11 protein-coding genes and 1 pseudogene are annotated in these 14,797 nt (G+C 68.5%); 8 read left to right on the top strand and 4 right to left on the bottom strand.

Going from position 1 to position 14,797, the window contains the following annotated elements:
• Positions 1-208 precede the first annotated feature (208 nt).
• Entirely contained in the window at positions 209-1,375 is a 1,167-nt protein-coding gene (locus C6A87_RS19875; protein WP_311113840.1) for a thiolase family protein, read from the top strand.
• Between the two features lie 19 nt (positions 1,376-1,394).
• The gene (locus C6A87_RS19870) at positions 1,395-1,790 is read left to right on the top strand and encodes an OB-fold domain-containing protein (protein WP_311113839.1); all 396 of its coding nucleotides are present in this window, start codon (positions 1,395-1,397) and stop codon (positions 1,788-1,790) included.
• On the opposite strand, the gene C6A87_RS19865 is transcribed toward C6A87_RS19870, so the two are convergent.
• Positions 1,787-3,397 (bottom strand): adenylate/guanylate cyclase domain-containing protein, encoded by a 1,611-nt coding sequence (locus C6A87_RS19865; RefSeq protein ID WP_311113838.1) that lies wholly within the window; start codon positions 3,395-3,397, stop codon positions 1,787-1,789. The two genes, C6A87_RS19870 and C6A87_RS19865, sit on opposite strands and share 4 nt — an antisense overlap.
• 47 nt (positions 3,398-3,444) lie before the next feature.
• Between C6A87_RS19865 and nucS the strand changes: the two genes are divergently transcribed.
• Both nucS and C6A87_RS19855 read left to right on the top strand, forming a co-directional pair.
• Positions 3,445-4,116 carry an endonuclease NucS gene (nucS, locus tag C6A87_RS19860; protein WP_311113837.1) on the top strand — a complete coding sequence of 224 codons (672 nt, stop codon included), beginning with the start codon at positions 3,445-3,447 and terminating at the stop codon, positions 4,114-4,116.
• 16 nt (positions 4,117-4,132) lie between these two features.
• Positions 4,133-4,426, top strand: coding sequence for a hypothetical protein (locus C6A87_RS19855; RefSeq protein WP_311113836.1), 294 nt, complete (start codon positions 4,133-4,135; stop codon positions 4,424-4,426).
• Positions 4,427-4,437: 11 nt separating this feature from the next.
• Here the strand turns inward: C6A87_RS19855 and mce are convergent, their stop codons facing one another.
• Positions 4,438-4,920, bottom strand: a complete 483-nt coding sequence (mce, locus tag C6A87_RS19850) for a methylmalonyl-CoA epimerase (protein WP_311113835.1) — start codon at positions 4,918-4,920, stop codon at positions 4,438-4,440.
• Positions 4,921-5,012: 92 nt separating this feature from the next.
• On the opposite strand from mce, the gene C6A87_RS19845 reads away from it, so the two are divergent.
• The 3 genes and pseudogenes from C6A87_RS19845 (at position 5,013) to C6A87_RS19835 (ending at position 7,550) form a co-directional block, all read left to right on the top strand.
• Positions 5,013-6,206 carry an acetyl-CoA C-acetyltransferase gene (locus C6A87_RS19845; RefSeq protein WP_311113834.1) on the top strand — a complete coding sequence of 398 codons (1,194 nt, stop codon included), beginning with the start codon at positions 5,013-5,015 and terminating at the stop codon, positions 6,204-6,206.
• A gap of 51 nt (positions 6,207-6,257) precedes the next feature.
• Positions 6,258-6,641 (top strand): DUF3817 domain-containing protein, encoded by a 384-nt coding sequence (locus C6A87_RS19840; RefSeq protein ID WP_311113833.1) that lies wholly within the window; start codon positions 6,258-6,260, stop codon positions 6,639-6,641.
• Positions 6,642-6,654: 13 nt separating this feature from the next.
• Positions 6,655-7,550 (top strand): annotated as a pseudogene (locus C6A87_RS19835) (tetratricopeptide repeat protein).
• A gap of 35 nt (positions 7,551-7,585) precedes the next feature.
• On the opposite strand, the gene glgB reads toward C6A87_RS19835, so the two are convergent.
• Together glgB and C6A87_RS19825 are read right to left on the bottom strand one after the other, a co-directional pair.
• Positions 7,586-9,835, bottom strand: a complete 2,250-nt coding sequence (gene glgB, locus C6A87_RS19830) for a 1,4-alpha-glucan branching protein GlgB (protein WP_311113832.1) — start codon at positions 9,833-9,835, stop codon at positions 7,586-7,588.
• A gap of 4 nt (positions 9,836-9,839) precedes the next feature.
• A complete protein-coding gene (locus C6A87_RS19825; RefSeq protein ID WP_311113831.1) occupies positions 9,840-11,930 on the bottom strand; it encodes an alpha-1,4-glucan--maltose-1-phosphate maltosyltransferase in 2,091 nt (696 codons plus the stop codon).
• Positions 11,931-12,158: 228 nt separating this feature from the next.
• Between C6A87_RS19825 and glgP the strand changes: the two genes are divergently transcribed.
• A complete protein-coding gene (glgP, locus tag C6A87_RS19820) occupies positions 12,159-14,786 on the top strand; it encodes an alpha-glucan family phosphorylase (protein WP_311113830.1) in 2,628 nt (875 codons plus the stop codon).
• Positions 14,787-14,797: the final 11 nt, after the last annotated feature.

Genomic DNA, 14,797 nt, shown 5'->3' with positions numbered 1-14,797 from the left:
TGGCTTGCCACCCCATGCTGGGGGGCGGCGGCCCCGGTGTAAATCACGAATCCCGACACCAGCTGATTTCCCGTTGGGACATGCCGCCGCGCGACAGGTTTCCCAACCGCGCACGTACCGGTGAGCTGTTCGGTCGTTTACAGCTTGCGAGCCGCCCTAACACAATCGGTGCCATCGACTTCGCGGTCCGACAAGGAGCACACGACGCATGAGCGACCCCACGGTGGCCATCGCCGGCCTCGGCATCACCGAGCAGGGCAAGGTGTACGGCAGGACGGCCCGGCAGTTCGCCGCCGACGCGGTGCGCCGCGCCGCTGCCGACGCCGGACTGGAGATGTCCGACATCGACGGCCTGATCGTCTCCGGCGGGATCAAGGCCCGGGTCGGGATCGAGTTGCAGAACACGCTGGGCCTGGTCGACCTGAAGCTGCTCACCGCGATGCAGGGATTCGGTTCCACCGCCGCGCAGATGGTTCAGTACGCGTCGATGGCCGTGCAGTCCGGCATGGCGAGCACCGTCGCGATCGTGTGGGCCGACGCGCCGCTGAAGGAGAAATCGCGCTCGTCGGCGGCGTACTCGGGGGCGGGGTCACTGCCGCGGGGTTTCGACGGGATCACCGCGTCCAACGGCATCATGTCGCCGACCACGATGTACGCGCTGGCGGCCCGCAGGCACATGAAGACCTACGGCACGACCTCGGATCAGTTGGGCCACATCGCCGTCGCGCAGCGCGCCTGGGCACAGTTCAACCCCATCGCGCAGTTCTGCGGGACGCCGCTGACGCTGCAGGAGTATCACGACAGCCGCTACATCGCCGAACCGTTCCACCTCTACGACTGCTGCCTGGTGAGCAACGGCGGCGTGGCGGTCATCGTGACGTCGCTGGAGCGGGCCCGCGCGCTGCGGCAGCCGCCGGTGCGCGTGTTGGGCTGGGCGCAGGCACACCCGGGCCGGGCCGGGATCCGCAACGACGACTTCGGTCTGGTCAGCGGTGCGGCCCAGTCGGGCCCGGCGGCGCTGAAGATGGCCCGGACCACGCTCGACGAGATCGGCGTCGCCCAGCTCTATGACTGCTACACCTTCACCGCGCTGCTGACCCTGGAGGACTACGGCTTCTTCCCCAAGGGCGAGGCCGGTCCCGCGATGGCCGAGCCCGGCATGATCGGGCCGGGCGGGCGGCTCAAGTTCAACACCGGCGGTGGGGAATTGAGCTCGTTCTACATGTGGGGCATGACGCCGCTGCACGAAGCCGTGGTGCAGGCGCGCGGGCAGGGCGGCGGGCGTCAGGTCGACGATCACGACCGTGTGCTGGTCTCCGGCAACGGTGGCATCCTCGACTACCACTCGACCCTGGTGCTGGGCACCGACAACTGAGCAAGGAGCGCGACTTCACATGCCCGTCTTCCCCATTGAGCGCGACGCCGCCTCGGCGGAGTTCCTCGACGGCACCAAGCGCGGCGAGTTCCTGCTCGTCCGCGACATCGAGACCGGGGAGATCCTGCCGCCCCAGTTCGACGTCTCCGTGCAACCCGAGCGCTACACCCGGGTGCCCGCCGCGGGCACCGGAACGGTGGTCAGCTGGTCGGTGGTTCACCAGAGGGGCTTCGACGGCCAGATGCACACGCTGCCCGTCGGTATCGTCGAGCTCGACGAGGGCCCGTGGTGGTGGACGTCGTTTCCGGGGGCAGATCCGCAGGCCGACCTGTTCGGGGCGCGGGTGACGGTGGCCTTCGAACTGCTCGGTGACGGCGACGCCGCCGAGGCGATCCCGTACTTCGAGGTGGCCTAGGGCTCACCGGCCGGACCCGCCAACTGCGTCGGCTGGTCGTGGCCGCGCAGCGTGACGGTGTCGCCCAGCTGCCAGTGGCCGCGTTCGTCCTCGGTGGCGCCCGTCACCGTGTCGGCGGCGGCCACCACCAGATGCGGTTCGTTCTTGGCCAATTCGCACAGCCGGGCGGCCTCGTTGACCGGCTCGCCGATGACCGTGTACTCGAATCGCTCTTTGGCGCCGACGTTTCCGGCCACCACCTGACCGGCAGCCACGCCGATGCCCGCGCGCAGTTCCGGGATCTCGTGGCGCAGCCGCCGCGCCATGGCACGTGCGGCGCTCAGCGCCTCGGTCTCGGGGTTGTCCAGGGAGACTGGTGCGCCGAACACCGCGAGCACCGCATCCCCCTCGAACTTGTTCACCAGCCCGTGGTGGTTGTCGACCTCCTCGACGACGACGTCGAAGAACCGGTTGAGCAACTCGACGACCTCGACGGCGGGCCTGCTGGTGACGAGCTGCGTCGACCCGATGATGTCGACGAAGATGACCGCCGCGTGGCGTTCCTCGCCGCCCAGCTCGATCCGCTGCTTCTCCGCGGCGAGCGCGACTTCGCGACCGACGTGGCGGCCGAACAGATCCCGCACCCGCTCGCGTTCACGCAGGCCGTGCACCATCGAGTTGAAACCGCGCTGGAGCTCGCCGAGTTCGGTGCCGTCGAACACCACCAGGTTGCAGTCCAGATCGCCCTGCTCGACATGCTTGAGCGCCTCGCGCACCACCCGGACCGGGGTGGCGATGAGCCACGCCAGCAGCCACATCAGGACCAACCCGAAGACCAGAGCGACGATGGAGATGATCATCACCGCCACCGCGAACTGGGTGGGGCTGAGATTCTTCAACGACAGCGTGAAGATCGCGAGCAACAGGATGCCCAGCACGGGCACTCCGGAGCTGAGCAGCCAGACCGTCATGGTCCTGCCCATGACCCCGTGTGCCAGCCGGCGCGGCGGTCGGCCGGCCTCCAGTGCCTGCGCGGCGACCGGCCGCAGCGCGAACTCGGTGATCATGTAGCACGCCGTGGCGACCACGATGCCGGGAAAACCGACCGCGAACAGGAAGCGGGGGATGAACGCCGAATCCTGCAGGCCGTACAGCAACGTCAGCAGGAGAGTGCCGACGCCCCACAGGAACAGCAGGCTCTGCGCCACCCGGGCCGGGGCCAGGAAGACAGCGCGCTGGTCGGCGGTGGTCGGCCGGCGTTCCTCGATCGACCACCGCAGTGAGGCGACGGTGCGCGAGGTGATCCACGCCGTGCCGAAGATCAGCGCGACCACCATGTAGGCGGGCGTGACCCCGAACGTCAACCATGCCGGTGCATCGGAGAAGACGCTCGGCACCGGGATGGCGACGGTGTTGAGCAACAGCGACACCGCGATGCCCAGGATGTTGGTGAACAGGATGAGGACCGTCAGGATCACCTGAATGCGGACGCGGCGGCGGCCCTGGCTCTCCTCGGGTCTGCCCAACAACCAGGAGCCGTAGTCCGGTGTGCCCAGCCGTCCGCTCTGCCGCGTCACCCGCTCCAGTACCCGGCCCAACCGATACGGCACGCTCTTGGTCGCGTTCATTGTGGCGTCAGCCTAGTGACCCGGCGGCCGGCATCTATGGTGGTTCGGTGCGTCTCGTCATCGCCCAGTGCACCGTCGACTACGTCGGAAGGCTCACTGCCCACCTGCCTTCGGCCCGTCGGCTGCTGTTGTTCAAGGCGGACGGGTCGGTCAGCGTGCATGCCGACGACCGCGCCTACAAGCCCCTGAACTGGATGTCTCCGCCCTGCTGGATCGTCGAACAGCCCGACGGCGAGACCCCGGTGTGGGTGGTGGAGAACAAGGCAGGGGAGCAGCTGCGCATCACCGTGGAGGCGATCGAGCACGATTCCAGCCACGAACTGGGCGTCGATCCGGGTCTGGTGAAAGACGGTGTGGAGGCGCATCTGCAGGCGCTGCTGGCCGAGCACGTCGAACTGCTCGGGGCCGGATACACGTTGGTGCGCCGCGAATACATGACCCCGATCGGGCCGGTGGACCTGCTGTGCCGGGACGAGCAGGGACGCTCGGTGGCGGTGGAGATCAAGCGGCGCGGCGAGATCGACGGCGTCGAGCAGCTCACCCGCTATCTGGATCTGCTCAACCGGGACTCGCTGCTGGCGCCGGTGGCCGGGGTGTTCGCCGCGCAACAGATCAAGCCGCAGGCCCGTACGCTCGCGACTGATCGCGGAATCCGTTGTGTGACTTTGGATTACGACAAAATGCGCGGCATGGACAGCGACGAGTTCCGACTCTTCTGATGAGCGGGTGGCACTGATGGGCAAGCGGCGCGTCCCGCGCAAGCCGGCCCCCGTGCGCGATCCGCTACCCGGGCCGCGGCGCATCGAGGTCGGTGCCGACGGCGACGACTACGAGGTACGCCCGGTGTCGGCCGCACGCGCGACCAAGGTCTACCGGTGCCCGGGTTGCGACCACGAGATCAGGCCCGCTACAGCGCACCTGGTGGTGTGGCCGGCCGACGGTGGCGGCCGCGTCGACGATCGACGGCACTGGCACACGTCGTGCTGGGGGCACCGCCAGACGCGCGGGCCGACTCGCCGCTGGTCTTAGCGCCGGCCTGACTAGTGCTCGGCGTCCTCGCCCGAGGCGGGCTCCACGAGCTCGATGAGCACGCCGCCGCCGTCCTTGGGGTGGATGAAGTTGATCCGCGAGTTCGCGGTGCCGCGGCGGGGGGCGTCGTAGATCAACCGCACGCCCTGCTCGCGCAGACGTTCGCTGAGCGCCTCGATGTCGCTGACCCGGTACGCGAACTGCTGCAGGCCGGGACCGCGCTTGTCGAGGAACTTCGCGATCGTCGAGCTGTCGTCGACCGGGGACATCAGCTGGAGCTGCGGGCTGCCGACCGGGGCGCCGCGGACCGACAGCATCGCCTCGCGGATGCCCTGCTCCTCGTTGACCTCTTCGTGCAGCACGATCATGCCGAGATGGTCGTGGTACCACTTGATCGCGACGTCCAGATCCGGCACGGCGATGCCGACATGGTCGATTCCGGTCACCAGCGCAGTGGCCAGTGCCGGACGGGCGTCAGTCTGCTCGGCGGTCATAACGCAAAGGTAACCTAACAAGATCAGTTTCGAATAGCTTGTGCGCCCGTATAGCCTCTTTGCAGCCGTCTGAAACAAGTCTGGAGGTCGTCATGACGACATCGGTGATCGTTGCTGGAGCCCGTACGCCGGTAGGCAAACTCATGGGTTCGCTCAAGGATTTCAAGGGCAGTGACCTCGGTGCCGTGGCGATCAAAGGGGCCCTGGAAAAGGCCAACGTACCCGCCGATCTGGTCGAGTACGTGATCATGGGCCAGGTGCTCTCCGCAGGCGCCGGCCAGATGCCCGCCCGCCAGGCCGCCGTCGCCGCAGGCATCCCGTGGGACGTCGCGTCCCTGACCATCAACAAGATGTGCCTGTCGGGCATCGACGCGATCGCGCTGGCCGACCAGCTCATCCGCGCAGGCGAGTTCGACGTCGTCGTCGCCGGTGGTCAGGAGTCGATGAGCCAGGCGCCGCACCTGCTGGTCAACAGCCGGTCCGGTTACAAGTACGGCGACGTCACCGCCGTCGACCACATGGCCTACGACGGTTTGCACGACGTCTTCACCGACCAGCCGATGGGCGCGCTGACCGAGCAGCGCAACGACGTCGACCAGTTCACCCGCGCCCAGCAGGACGAGTACGCGGCGGCGTCGCATCAGAAGGCCGCCCGGGCGTGGAAGGACGGGGTGTTCGCCGACGAGGTCGTGCCGGTCGAGATCCCGCAGCGCAAGGGTGACCCGATCGAGTTCACCGAGGACGAGGGCATCCGCGCCGACACCACCGCCGAGTCGCTCGGCGGGCTGCGCCCCGCGTTCCGCAAGGACGGCACCATCACCGCCGGTTCGGCGTCGCAGATCTCCGACGGAGCGTGCGCGGTGGTCGTGATGAACAAGGCGAAGGCCGAGGAACTGGGGTTGACCTGGCTGTGCGAGATCGGCGCCCACGGTGTGGTCGCCGGCCCGGACTCCACGCTGCAGAGCCAGCCCGCGAACGCGATCAAGAAGGCCGTCGCCAAGGAAGGCATCTCGCTGGACCAGGTCGACGTCATCGAGATCAACGAGGCGTTCGCGGCCGTCGCGCTCGCCTCGACCAAGGAACTCGGGCTGGACGAGGCCGCGGTCGAGGAGAAGGTCAACACCAACGGCGGCGCGATCGCCATCGGGCATCCGATCGGGATGTCGGGCGCCCGCATCACGCTGCACGCAGCCCTGGAACTCGCGCGCCGGGGCTCCGGCTACGCGGTTGCCGCGCTGTGCGGCGCGGGCGGACAGGGCGACGCGCTGGTCTTGCGCCGGCCCTGACGCCGGCACGTCAACGACACGTTGTAGTAGCCGGCCGTCCGGTCGGGCACAATGGCCGCTATGACTAGCGCATACGACCTCCGCACCGCAGCGGGCTGGTTCCGGTTGATCGCGTTCGCTGAGGCGGTCAGCTGGGTCGGGCTGCTGATGGGGATGTACTTCAAGTACCTGCACTCCGCACCCACCGAGATCGGGGTGAAGGTGTTCGGCCCGGCGCACGGCGCCGTGTTCGTCGCGTTCGGTGTGGCCGCGCTGGTCGTCGGGATCGTGAACAAATGGGGCATCGCAACCTGGTTGCTGGCGTTGCTGGGCAGCATCGTGCCATTGGGCAGTGTGATCTTCCTCATATGGGCAGATCGCAGCGGCCGGCTGGGTTCCCAGCCGGTATCCGCAGAGCTCGGTCGACCGGGGGCATCGGTATCCGAATCGGCGTGACAAAATTGTTCACGTGACACGACCTGGACCCCGAATCTCGCCTGCGCTGGCGGGAGCTGTCGACCTGTCGGCGCTCAAGCAACGCCCGGCCGCCGCCGGTGCCGGCACGCCGGGCGCAAGCCCCGGCGGCGTGGAGATCACCGAAACCAACCTCGAAGCCGAGGTGCTGGTCCGCTCCACCGAGTTGCCCGTGGTGGTGCTGCTGTGGTCGCCCCGCAGCGATTCCAGTGTCCAGCTCGGCGAGGCGCTGGCCTCCCTTGCCGCCGCCGACGGCGGCAAGTGGGCATACACGACGGTCAACGTCGACACCACCGCGCGGGTCGCGCAGATGTTCGGTGTCCAGGCGGTGCCGACCGTGGTGGCCCTGGCCGGCGGTAGGCCGCTGTCCAGTTTCGAGGGCATGCAGCCGCCCGAGCAGCTGCGGCGCTGGATCGACTCGCTGCTCAACGCGACGGCCGGAAAGCTCGGCGGCGCAGCCGGAGCCGAGGCCGAGGAGACCGTCGACCCCGAGGTCGAACAGGCCCGCGCGTATCTCGACGCCGGCGACTTCGATGCCGCGCGCAGTGCCTACCAGGCGATCCTCGACGCCAACCCGGGCCACCCGGAAGCTCAGGGCGCAGTGCGCCAGATCGCCTTCCTGCAGCGGGCGACGACCCACCCCCGCGACGCCGTCGCGCTCGCCGACGCCTCACCGGAGGACATCGACGCCGCGTTCGCGGCCGCCGACGTCGAGATCATGCAGCAGGACATCGCCGCCGCGTTCGCGCGGCTGACCGCCCTGGTCAAGCGCACCGCGGGGGACGACCGCACCAGGGTGCGCACGCGCCTGATCGAGCTCTTCGAGTTGTTCGATCCGGCCGACCCGGAGGTCGTCGCCGGCCGCGCAACCTCGCCAACGCCCTCTACTGACCTTCCCGCCGAAATTGCGTTCGGCGGGAGCGGGGTCAGGGCTCGACGGGGGTTGCGGCCGTCTCGGGTGGGACTGGCTCGAACCACAGCGCGGCCAGCGGCGGCAGCACCATCACCGCGGACGCGGGCCTGCCGTGCCACGGTTCGTCGGTGGCCTCGACCGCGCCGTAATTGCCGATCCCCGATCCGTGATAGCTGTCGGAGTCGGTGTTGAGCACCTCGCGCCACGTCCCGGCGTGCGGTAGGCCCAGCCGGTAGCGGGCGTGCTCGGCACCCGAGAAGTTGAACACGCAGGCCATCATCGACCCGTCGTCACCGAACCGCAGGAAGCTCAGCACGTTGTTCGCCGAGTCGTTCGCGTCGATCCACGAGTAGCCCTCGGGCTGGCTGTCGCGTGACCACAGCGCACGACGGCTGCGGTAGATGTCGTTGGCGTCGGACAGCATGCGCAGGATGCCGCCGGAGAAGCCCTGCTCGTCGAGCTGGAACCAGTCCACGCCTCGTTCCTCGGACCATTCGGCGCGCTGGCCGAACTCCTGCCCCATGAACAGCAACTGCTTACCAGGGTGCGCCCACTGGTAGGCCAGCAGACTGCGGATGCCCGCGGCCTTCATGTGGTCGTCACCCGGCATCCGGCCCCACAGCGTGCCCTTGCCGTGCACCACTTCGTCGTGGCTGATGGGCAGCACGAAGTTCTCGCTGAACGCATACAGCAGGGAGAACGTCAGTTCGTGGTGGTGGTAGCTGCGGTGGATCGGGTCGCGCTTGATGAACTCCAGCGTGTCGTTCATCCAGCCCATGTTCCACTTCATCGAAAAGCCAAGTCCGCCAAGGTTCGTCGGACGGGTGACGCCGGGCCAGGACGTCGACTCCTCGGCGATCGTGACGATGCCCGGGTTGATCTTGTGGACGGTGGCGTTCATCTCCTGCAGGAACTGCACCGCCTCTAGGTTCTCCCGGCCGCCGTAGATGTTCGGCGACCAGCCGCCCTCGGGTCGCGAGTAGTCGAGGTAGAGCATCGACGCTACGGCGTCGACCCGCAATCCGTCGATGTGGTACTCCTGCAGCCAGTACAGCGCGTTCGCGACGAGGAAGTTGCGTACCTCGGACCGGCCGAAGTCGAAAACGTAAGTGCCCCAGTCCAGTTGCTCGCCGCGGCGCGGATCGCCGTGCTCGTAGAGCGCGGTGCCGTCGAAACGGCCGAGCGCCCACGCGTCCTTGGGGAAGTGGGCGGGCACCCAGTCGACGAGCACGCCGATGCCTGCCCGGTGCAGCGCGTCGACGAGGTAACGGAACTCGTCGGGGGAGCCGAACCGGGACGACGGCGCGTAGTAGGACGTGACCTGGTAGCCCCACGATCCGCCGAACGGATGCTCGGCGACCGGCAGCATCTCGACGTGGGTGAAGCCGTGCTCGACGACGTACTCGGTGAGCTGCTCGGCCAGCTCGGTGTAGCTCAGGCCCGGTCGCCAGGAGCCCAGGTGCACCTCGTAGGTGCTCATCGGCTCGAAGACCGGGTTACGCAGTGCGCGCCCGCTCATCCATTCGTCGTCGCTCCAGGTGTAGTCGCTCTCGAACACCCGGGACGCGGTCTGCGGCGGCACCTCGGTCGCGAAGGCCATCGGGTCGGCGCGGTCGGTCACCGCGCCGTCGGCGCCGTGCACCCGGAACTTGTAGAGCCCGCCCTCGGGGAACCCGGGCCAGAACAGTTCCCACACGCCGCTGGAGCCGAGCACCCGCATCTGGGCTTCGTTGCCCCAGTGGTTGAAGTCGCCGGTCACGCTGACGCCCTTGGCATTGGGCGCCCACACGGCGAACGACACGCCGTCGACCTCGCCGTCGGCGGTGGTGAAGCTGCGCGGATGCGCGCCCAGGATCTCCCACAGCCGCTCGTGCCTGCCCTCACCGAACAGGTGCAGGTCGACCTCACCCAGCGTGGGCAGGAACCGGTAGGCGTCGGCGACGGTGTGCACGAACGCCGACTCGTCCTCGGAGTACCTGATCTGGAACCGGTAGTCGATCAGGCCGGTGAACGGCACCGCGACCGCGAACAGGCCGGATTCGATGTGCTGCAACGGATAGCGGTTGCCGCCGATGAGCGCGACCACCTCGACCGCGTGCGGTCGATAGGCACGGATCACCGTGTGGTCGCCGTACTCGTGGGCGCCCAGGATCGAGTGCGGATCGTGATGCTCACCGGCCAGCAGCCGGTTGAGGTCGGCGGTGTGCGGCCGCAGATGCGGGCTGTCGATGTGGTTCTTCTCCAGATTGGACGCGTTGGTCATGTCGTCACTCCCTACGCAGAAGGTTGGCTCGTTGGTCAGCGGGAACCTGCGGCATGTTGAACACGTGGGCCACAGCCCGCGCCGGGTCCAGGCGCACGTAATTGGCCTGGCCCCACTGGTATTCCTCGCCGGAGATCTCGTCGCGTACCCAGTAGCGGTCCTGCTGGTCCATGCCCAGCGCTTCCATGTCCAGCCACAGCGTCCCCTCTTCCGGGCCGAACGGGTTGATGGTCACCACCACGAGCACCTGATCGCCCGACACCGGGTCGAACTTGCTGTATGCCAGCAGCGCGTCGTTGTCGATGTGGTGGAACTTGATGGTCCGCAACTGCTGCAGCGCGGGGTGCAGGCGGCGGATCTCGTTGAGCCGGGTGATGAACGGCTCCAGGGATTCGCCGTCGGCCACCGCGGCCTCGTAGTCGCGGGGTCGCAGCTCGTACTTCTCCGAGTTCAGGTACTCCTCGCTGCCCTCACGCACCGCGCGGTGCTCGAACAGTTCGAAGCCCGAGTACATCCCCCACGTGGGGCTCATCGTCGACGCGAGAACCGCGCGGATCGCGAACATCCCGGGACCGCCGTGCTGCAGGCTCTCGTGCAGGATGTCGGGCGTGTTCGTCCACAGACTCTGCCTGCAGTAGTCGGCGTGCTCGGCGATCGATTCGCCGAACTCGGTCAGTTCCCACTTGGCCGTGCGCCAGGTGAAGTACGTGTAGGACTGCGTGTACCCGAGCTTGGCCAGTCCGAACAGCCGCGCCGGCCGGGTGAACGCCTCGGCGAGGAAGAGCACGTCGGGGTCGACGTTCTTGACCTCGCCGATCAGCCACGCCCAGAAGTTCGGCGGTTTGGTGTGCGGGTTGTCGACCCGAAACACCTTGACCCCGTGGGACACCCAGTACAGCACCACCCGCAGGACCTCTTCGTACAGGCCGGTGGGATCGGTGTCGAAGTTCAGCGGATAGATGTCCTGGTACTTCTTCGGCGGGTTCTCCGCGTAGGCGATGGTGCCGTCGGGCAGCACCGTGAACCACTCGGGATGCTCCCGGGCCCACGGGTGGTCCGGCGCGCACTGCAGCGCGAGGTCCAGGGCCACCTCGAGGCCTTCGTCGCGCGCCGCGCCGACGAACTCGTCGAAGTCCTCGATGGTGCCCAGGTCGGGGTGCACGGCGTCGTGGCCGCCCTCGTCGCTGCCGATCGCCCACGGGGACCCCACATCGCCGGGGGCGGCGGTGACGCTGTTGTTGCGGCCCTTGCGGTGCACCTTGCCGATCGGATGGATCGGGGGCAGGTACACGATGTCGAAGTTCATCCTGGCCACCCGCGGCAGCGCCTTGATGGCGGTGGCGAACGTGCCGTGCACGGGGTTGCCCGCACTGTCCCAGCCGCCCGTGGAGCGCGGGAAGAACTCGTACCAGGCGCTGAACCGGGCCAGCGGGCGGTCGACCCAGATGCCGTACTGCTTGCCCCGGGTGACGAATTCACGCAGCGGATACTGGTCGAGCAGCGCGGTCAACTCGGGTGCGAGCGCTGCTCCGGCCCGGTAGTACGGGTCGCCGGGCTCGCGCAGCCTGGCAGCCGCCTCGGCCAGCGGAAAACGGTCCTGGCGCGGCACACGCGTGGCGGCGCGTTCCAGCAGCCGGGCGCCGACCTGAAGGTCGTTGTCGAGTTCGCCTTCACTCTGGCCGGCTTCGAGTTTGGCCGTCACGTTCTTGCGCCAGGTCGCCAGCGGATTGCCCCACCCGTCCACGCGGAACGTCCACAGCCCCACCTCGTCGGGGACGAACTGGCCGTGGAACACGTCCGGGGTGCGGCCGGTGTCCATCGGAAGGGCGAGCGGGCGCACCCGCGGAGACGGATTGACCAAATCCTCGATCGGCACCACCTCGGCGGGCCGCACCCGGCCCGGCGGCTCGTCGGCCAGCGCGGGATAGGCGGTCCCGTGGTAGCGGACCACCAGGGTCGCGTCTACTGCGTCGTGGCCCTCCCGCCACACGGTGGCGGTCACCGGGACAACCTCACCGACGACCGCTTTGGCCGGGAAGCGTCCTTCCGACACCACGGGCTGGACGTCATCGATCTCGATACGACCGGCGGTCACGCGATCACTCCCTGGCACTCCCTACGATTTCGATCAGCACCGCATGGCGACTGCCACGCGTCCTTGCCTGTCGCGCCCTATACCCACCGTAGTGTCCGACTCAACCTTTCGTCGGGCATCACCTTTCGTCGGTCATCAGGTCTCGCCCGCCCGCGGGCATCGAGTCTTCGCCCGCCCGCGGGCGTGACCGCACCCGGCGGCGCGTTCACGTCAGTAAGGTGAAGTCGCGTGAAAGCTCTTCGCAGGTTCACCGTTCGCGCCCATCTACCCGCGCCGCTGGCCGCGCTCGAGCGGCTCTCCGTCAATCTGCGCTGGTCCTGGGACAAACCGACCCAGGACCTGTTCGCCGCGATCGACCCGCGGCTGTGGCAGCAGGTCGGCGACCCGGTCGCGCTGCTCGGCCAGGTGGGTCCGGCCCGGTTGGAGGAACTGGCCGCCGACGACTCGTTCGTGCAGCGCCTCGACGCGCTGGCCGCAGATCTGGACGACTACCTGACCAGGCCGTTGTGGTACCAGCAACTCGCCGGCGAGAAGACCGCCGAACTGCCCAAGGGCATCGCCTACTTCTCGATGGAGTTCGGGGTCGCCGAGGTGCTGCCCAACTACTCCGGCGGCCTCGGCATCCTGGCCGGCGACCATCTGAAATCGGCATCGGATCTCGGTCTGCCGCTGATCGCGGTCGGGCTGTACTACCGCTCCGGATACTTCCGGCAGTCGCTGAGCGCCGACGGCTGGCAGCACGAGAGCTATCCGTCGCTGGACCCGCAGGGGCTGCCGTTGCGCCTGCTCACCGACGCTGCCGGCGCACCGGTGCTGATCGAACTCGCCCTGCCGGCCGGAGCGCAGCTGCACGCCCGGGTCTGGATCGCGCAGGTGGGCCGAATCCCGTTGCTGCTATTGGATTCCGACATCCCGGAGAATGAGCACGAGCTGCGCTCGGTCACCGACCGGCTCTACGGCGGCGACCAGGAGCACCGGATCCGGCAGGAGATCCTGGCCGGCATCGGCGGGGTGCGTGCCATCCGTGCGTTCACCACGCTGGAGGGCCTGGCCGCGCCGGAGGTGTTCCACATGAACGAGGGACACGCCGGCTTCCTGGGCGCCGAACGCATCCGCGAGCTGATCGAGGCCGGCCTGGACTTCGACACCGCGCTGGCGGTGGTCCGCGCGTCCACGGTGTTCACCACCCACACGCCGGTGGCGGCGGGCATCGACCGGTTCCCGGTGGAGATGGTGCAGCGCTACTTCGGGCCCGGATCGGACGCCACGTCCTCCGTCGGACCCCCGCTGCTGCCCGGTGTGCCGCTGGAGCGCATTGTCGCGTTCGGCGCGGAGGACGATCCGACGAAGTTCAACATGGCGCACATGGGCCTGCGCCTGGCGCAGCGCGCCAACGGGGTGTCTCTGCTGCACGGCCGGGTCAGCCGGGCGATGTTCAACGAGCTGTGGCCGGGATTCGATGCCGACGAGGTGCCGATCGGCTCGATCACCAACGGCGTGCACGCGCCGACCTGGGCGGCGCCGCAGTGGCTGGAGCTGGGACGCGAACTGCTCGGCAGCGGGGACCTGAGCCCGCTGCGGGAGATGGAGTCCTGGTCGCGACTGCAGCAGGTCGACTCGGGCCATCTGTGGTGGATCCGATCCCAGCTGCGTGCCGAGCTGATCGCCGACGTGCGCGCCAGGCTGCGCCGGTCCTGGCTGGAGCGTGGTGCCTCCGATGCTGAACTCGGTTGGGTGGCAACGGCTTTCGATCCGAATATTCTGACCATCGGATTCGCCCGCCGCGTGCCCACCTACAAGCGGCTGACGCTGATGCTGCGCGACCCGGAACGCCTGACGAGATTGCTGCTCGACGACGAGCGGCCGATCCAGTTGATCGTGGCCGGCAAGTCGCATCCGGCCGACGAGGGCGGCAAGGCGCTGATCCAGCAGATCGTGCGGTTCGCCGACCGGGCAGACCTGCGGCACCGCATCGCGTTCCTGCCCGATTACGACATCTCGATGGCACGCAAGCTGTACCACGGTTGCGATGTGTGGCTGAACAACCCGCTGCGCCCACTGGAGGCATGTGGCACGTCGGGGATGAAGAGCGCGCTCAACGGCGGGCTGAATCTGTCGATCCGCGACGGCTGGTGGGACGAGTGGTACGACGGCGAGAACGGTTGGGAGATCCCGACCGCCGACGGCCTGGCCGACGAGGGCAGGCGCGACGACCTCGAAGCCGCCGCGCTCTACGACCTTCTCGAGCGTGCCGTCGCGCCGAAGTTCTACGACCGCGACGACGGCGGCGTACCGACGCGGTGGGTGGAGATGGTGCGCCACACGCTGCAGGTCCTGGGCCCCAAGGTGCTCGCCTCGCGGATGGTGCGCGACTACACCCAGAAGTACTACCTGCCCGCCGCGCAGGCGCTGCGGCAGGTGATCGAGCCCGGGCAGAGCGGTACGCCGGAGTACGCCGTGCCGTTCGGCGCGGCACGCGAACTCGCGCAGTACCGCATGCGCGCCCAGCAGGCGTGGCCGCATATCAAGATCACCGATGTGGACAGCTACGGGCTGCCCGACACCCCGCTGCTGGGGTCCGAGCTGACCCTGACCGCGCAGGTGGCGCTCGGCGACCTGCGGCCCGACGAGGTCGTGGTGCAGGCCGTGGTGGGGCGGGTCGACGCCGGTGACGCGCTGATCGCCCCGGCCACCGTGCAGATGGTCCACACCGGTACGGCGGAGAGCGGCGTGGAGATCTTCACCGCGACGACGCCGCTGTCGGTCGCCGGGTCCGTCGGCTACACGGTGCGGGTGCTGCCGCACCACCGGTTGCTGGCCGGGGACAACGAACTCGGTCTGGTCACCTCTGCGTGACGTCGCGGCCG

Source organism: Mycobacterium sp. ITM-2016-00317 (assembly GCF_002968295.1).
Taxonomy (GTDB): Bacteria; Actinomycetota; Actinomycetes; order Mycobacteriales; family Mycobacteriaceae; genus Mycobacterium.
Note: the sequence above shows the minus strand (reverse complement) of the source record. Positions and strands in the feature narration are given on the sequence as shown.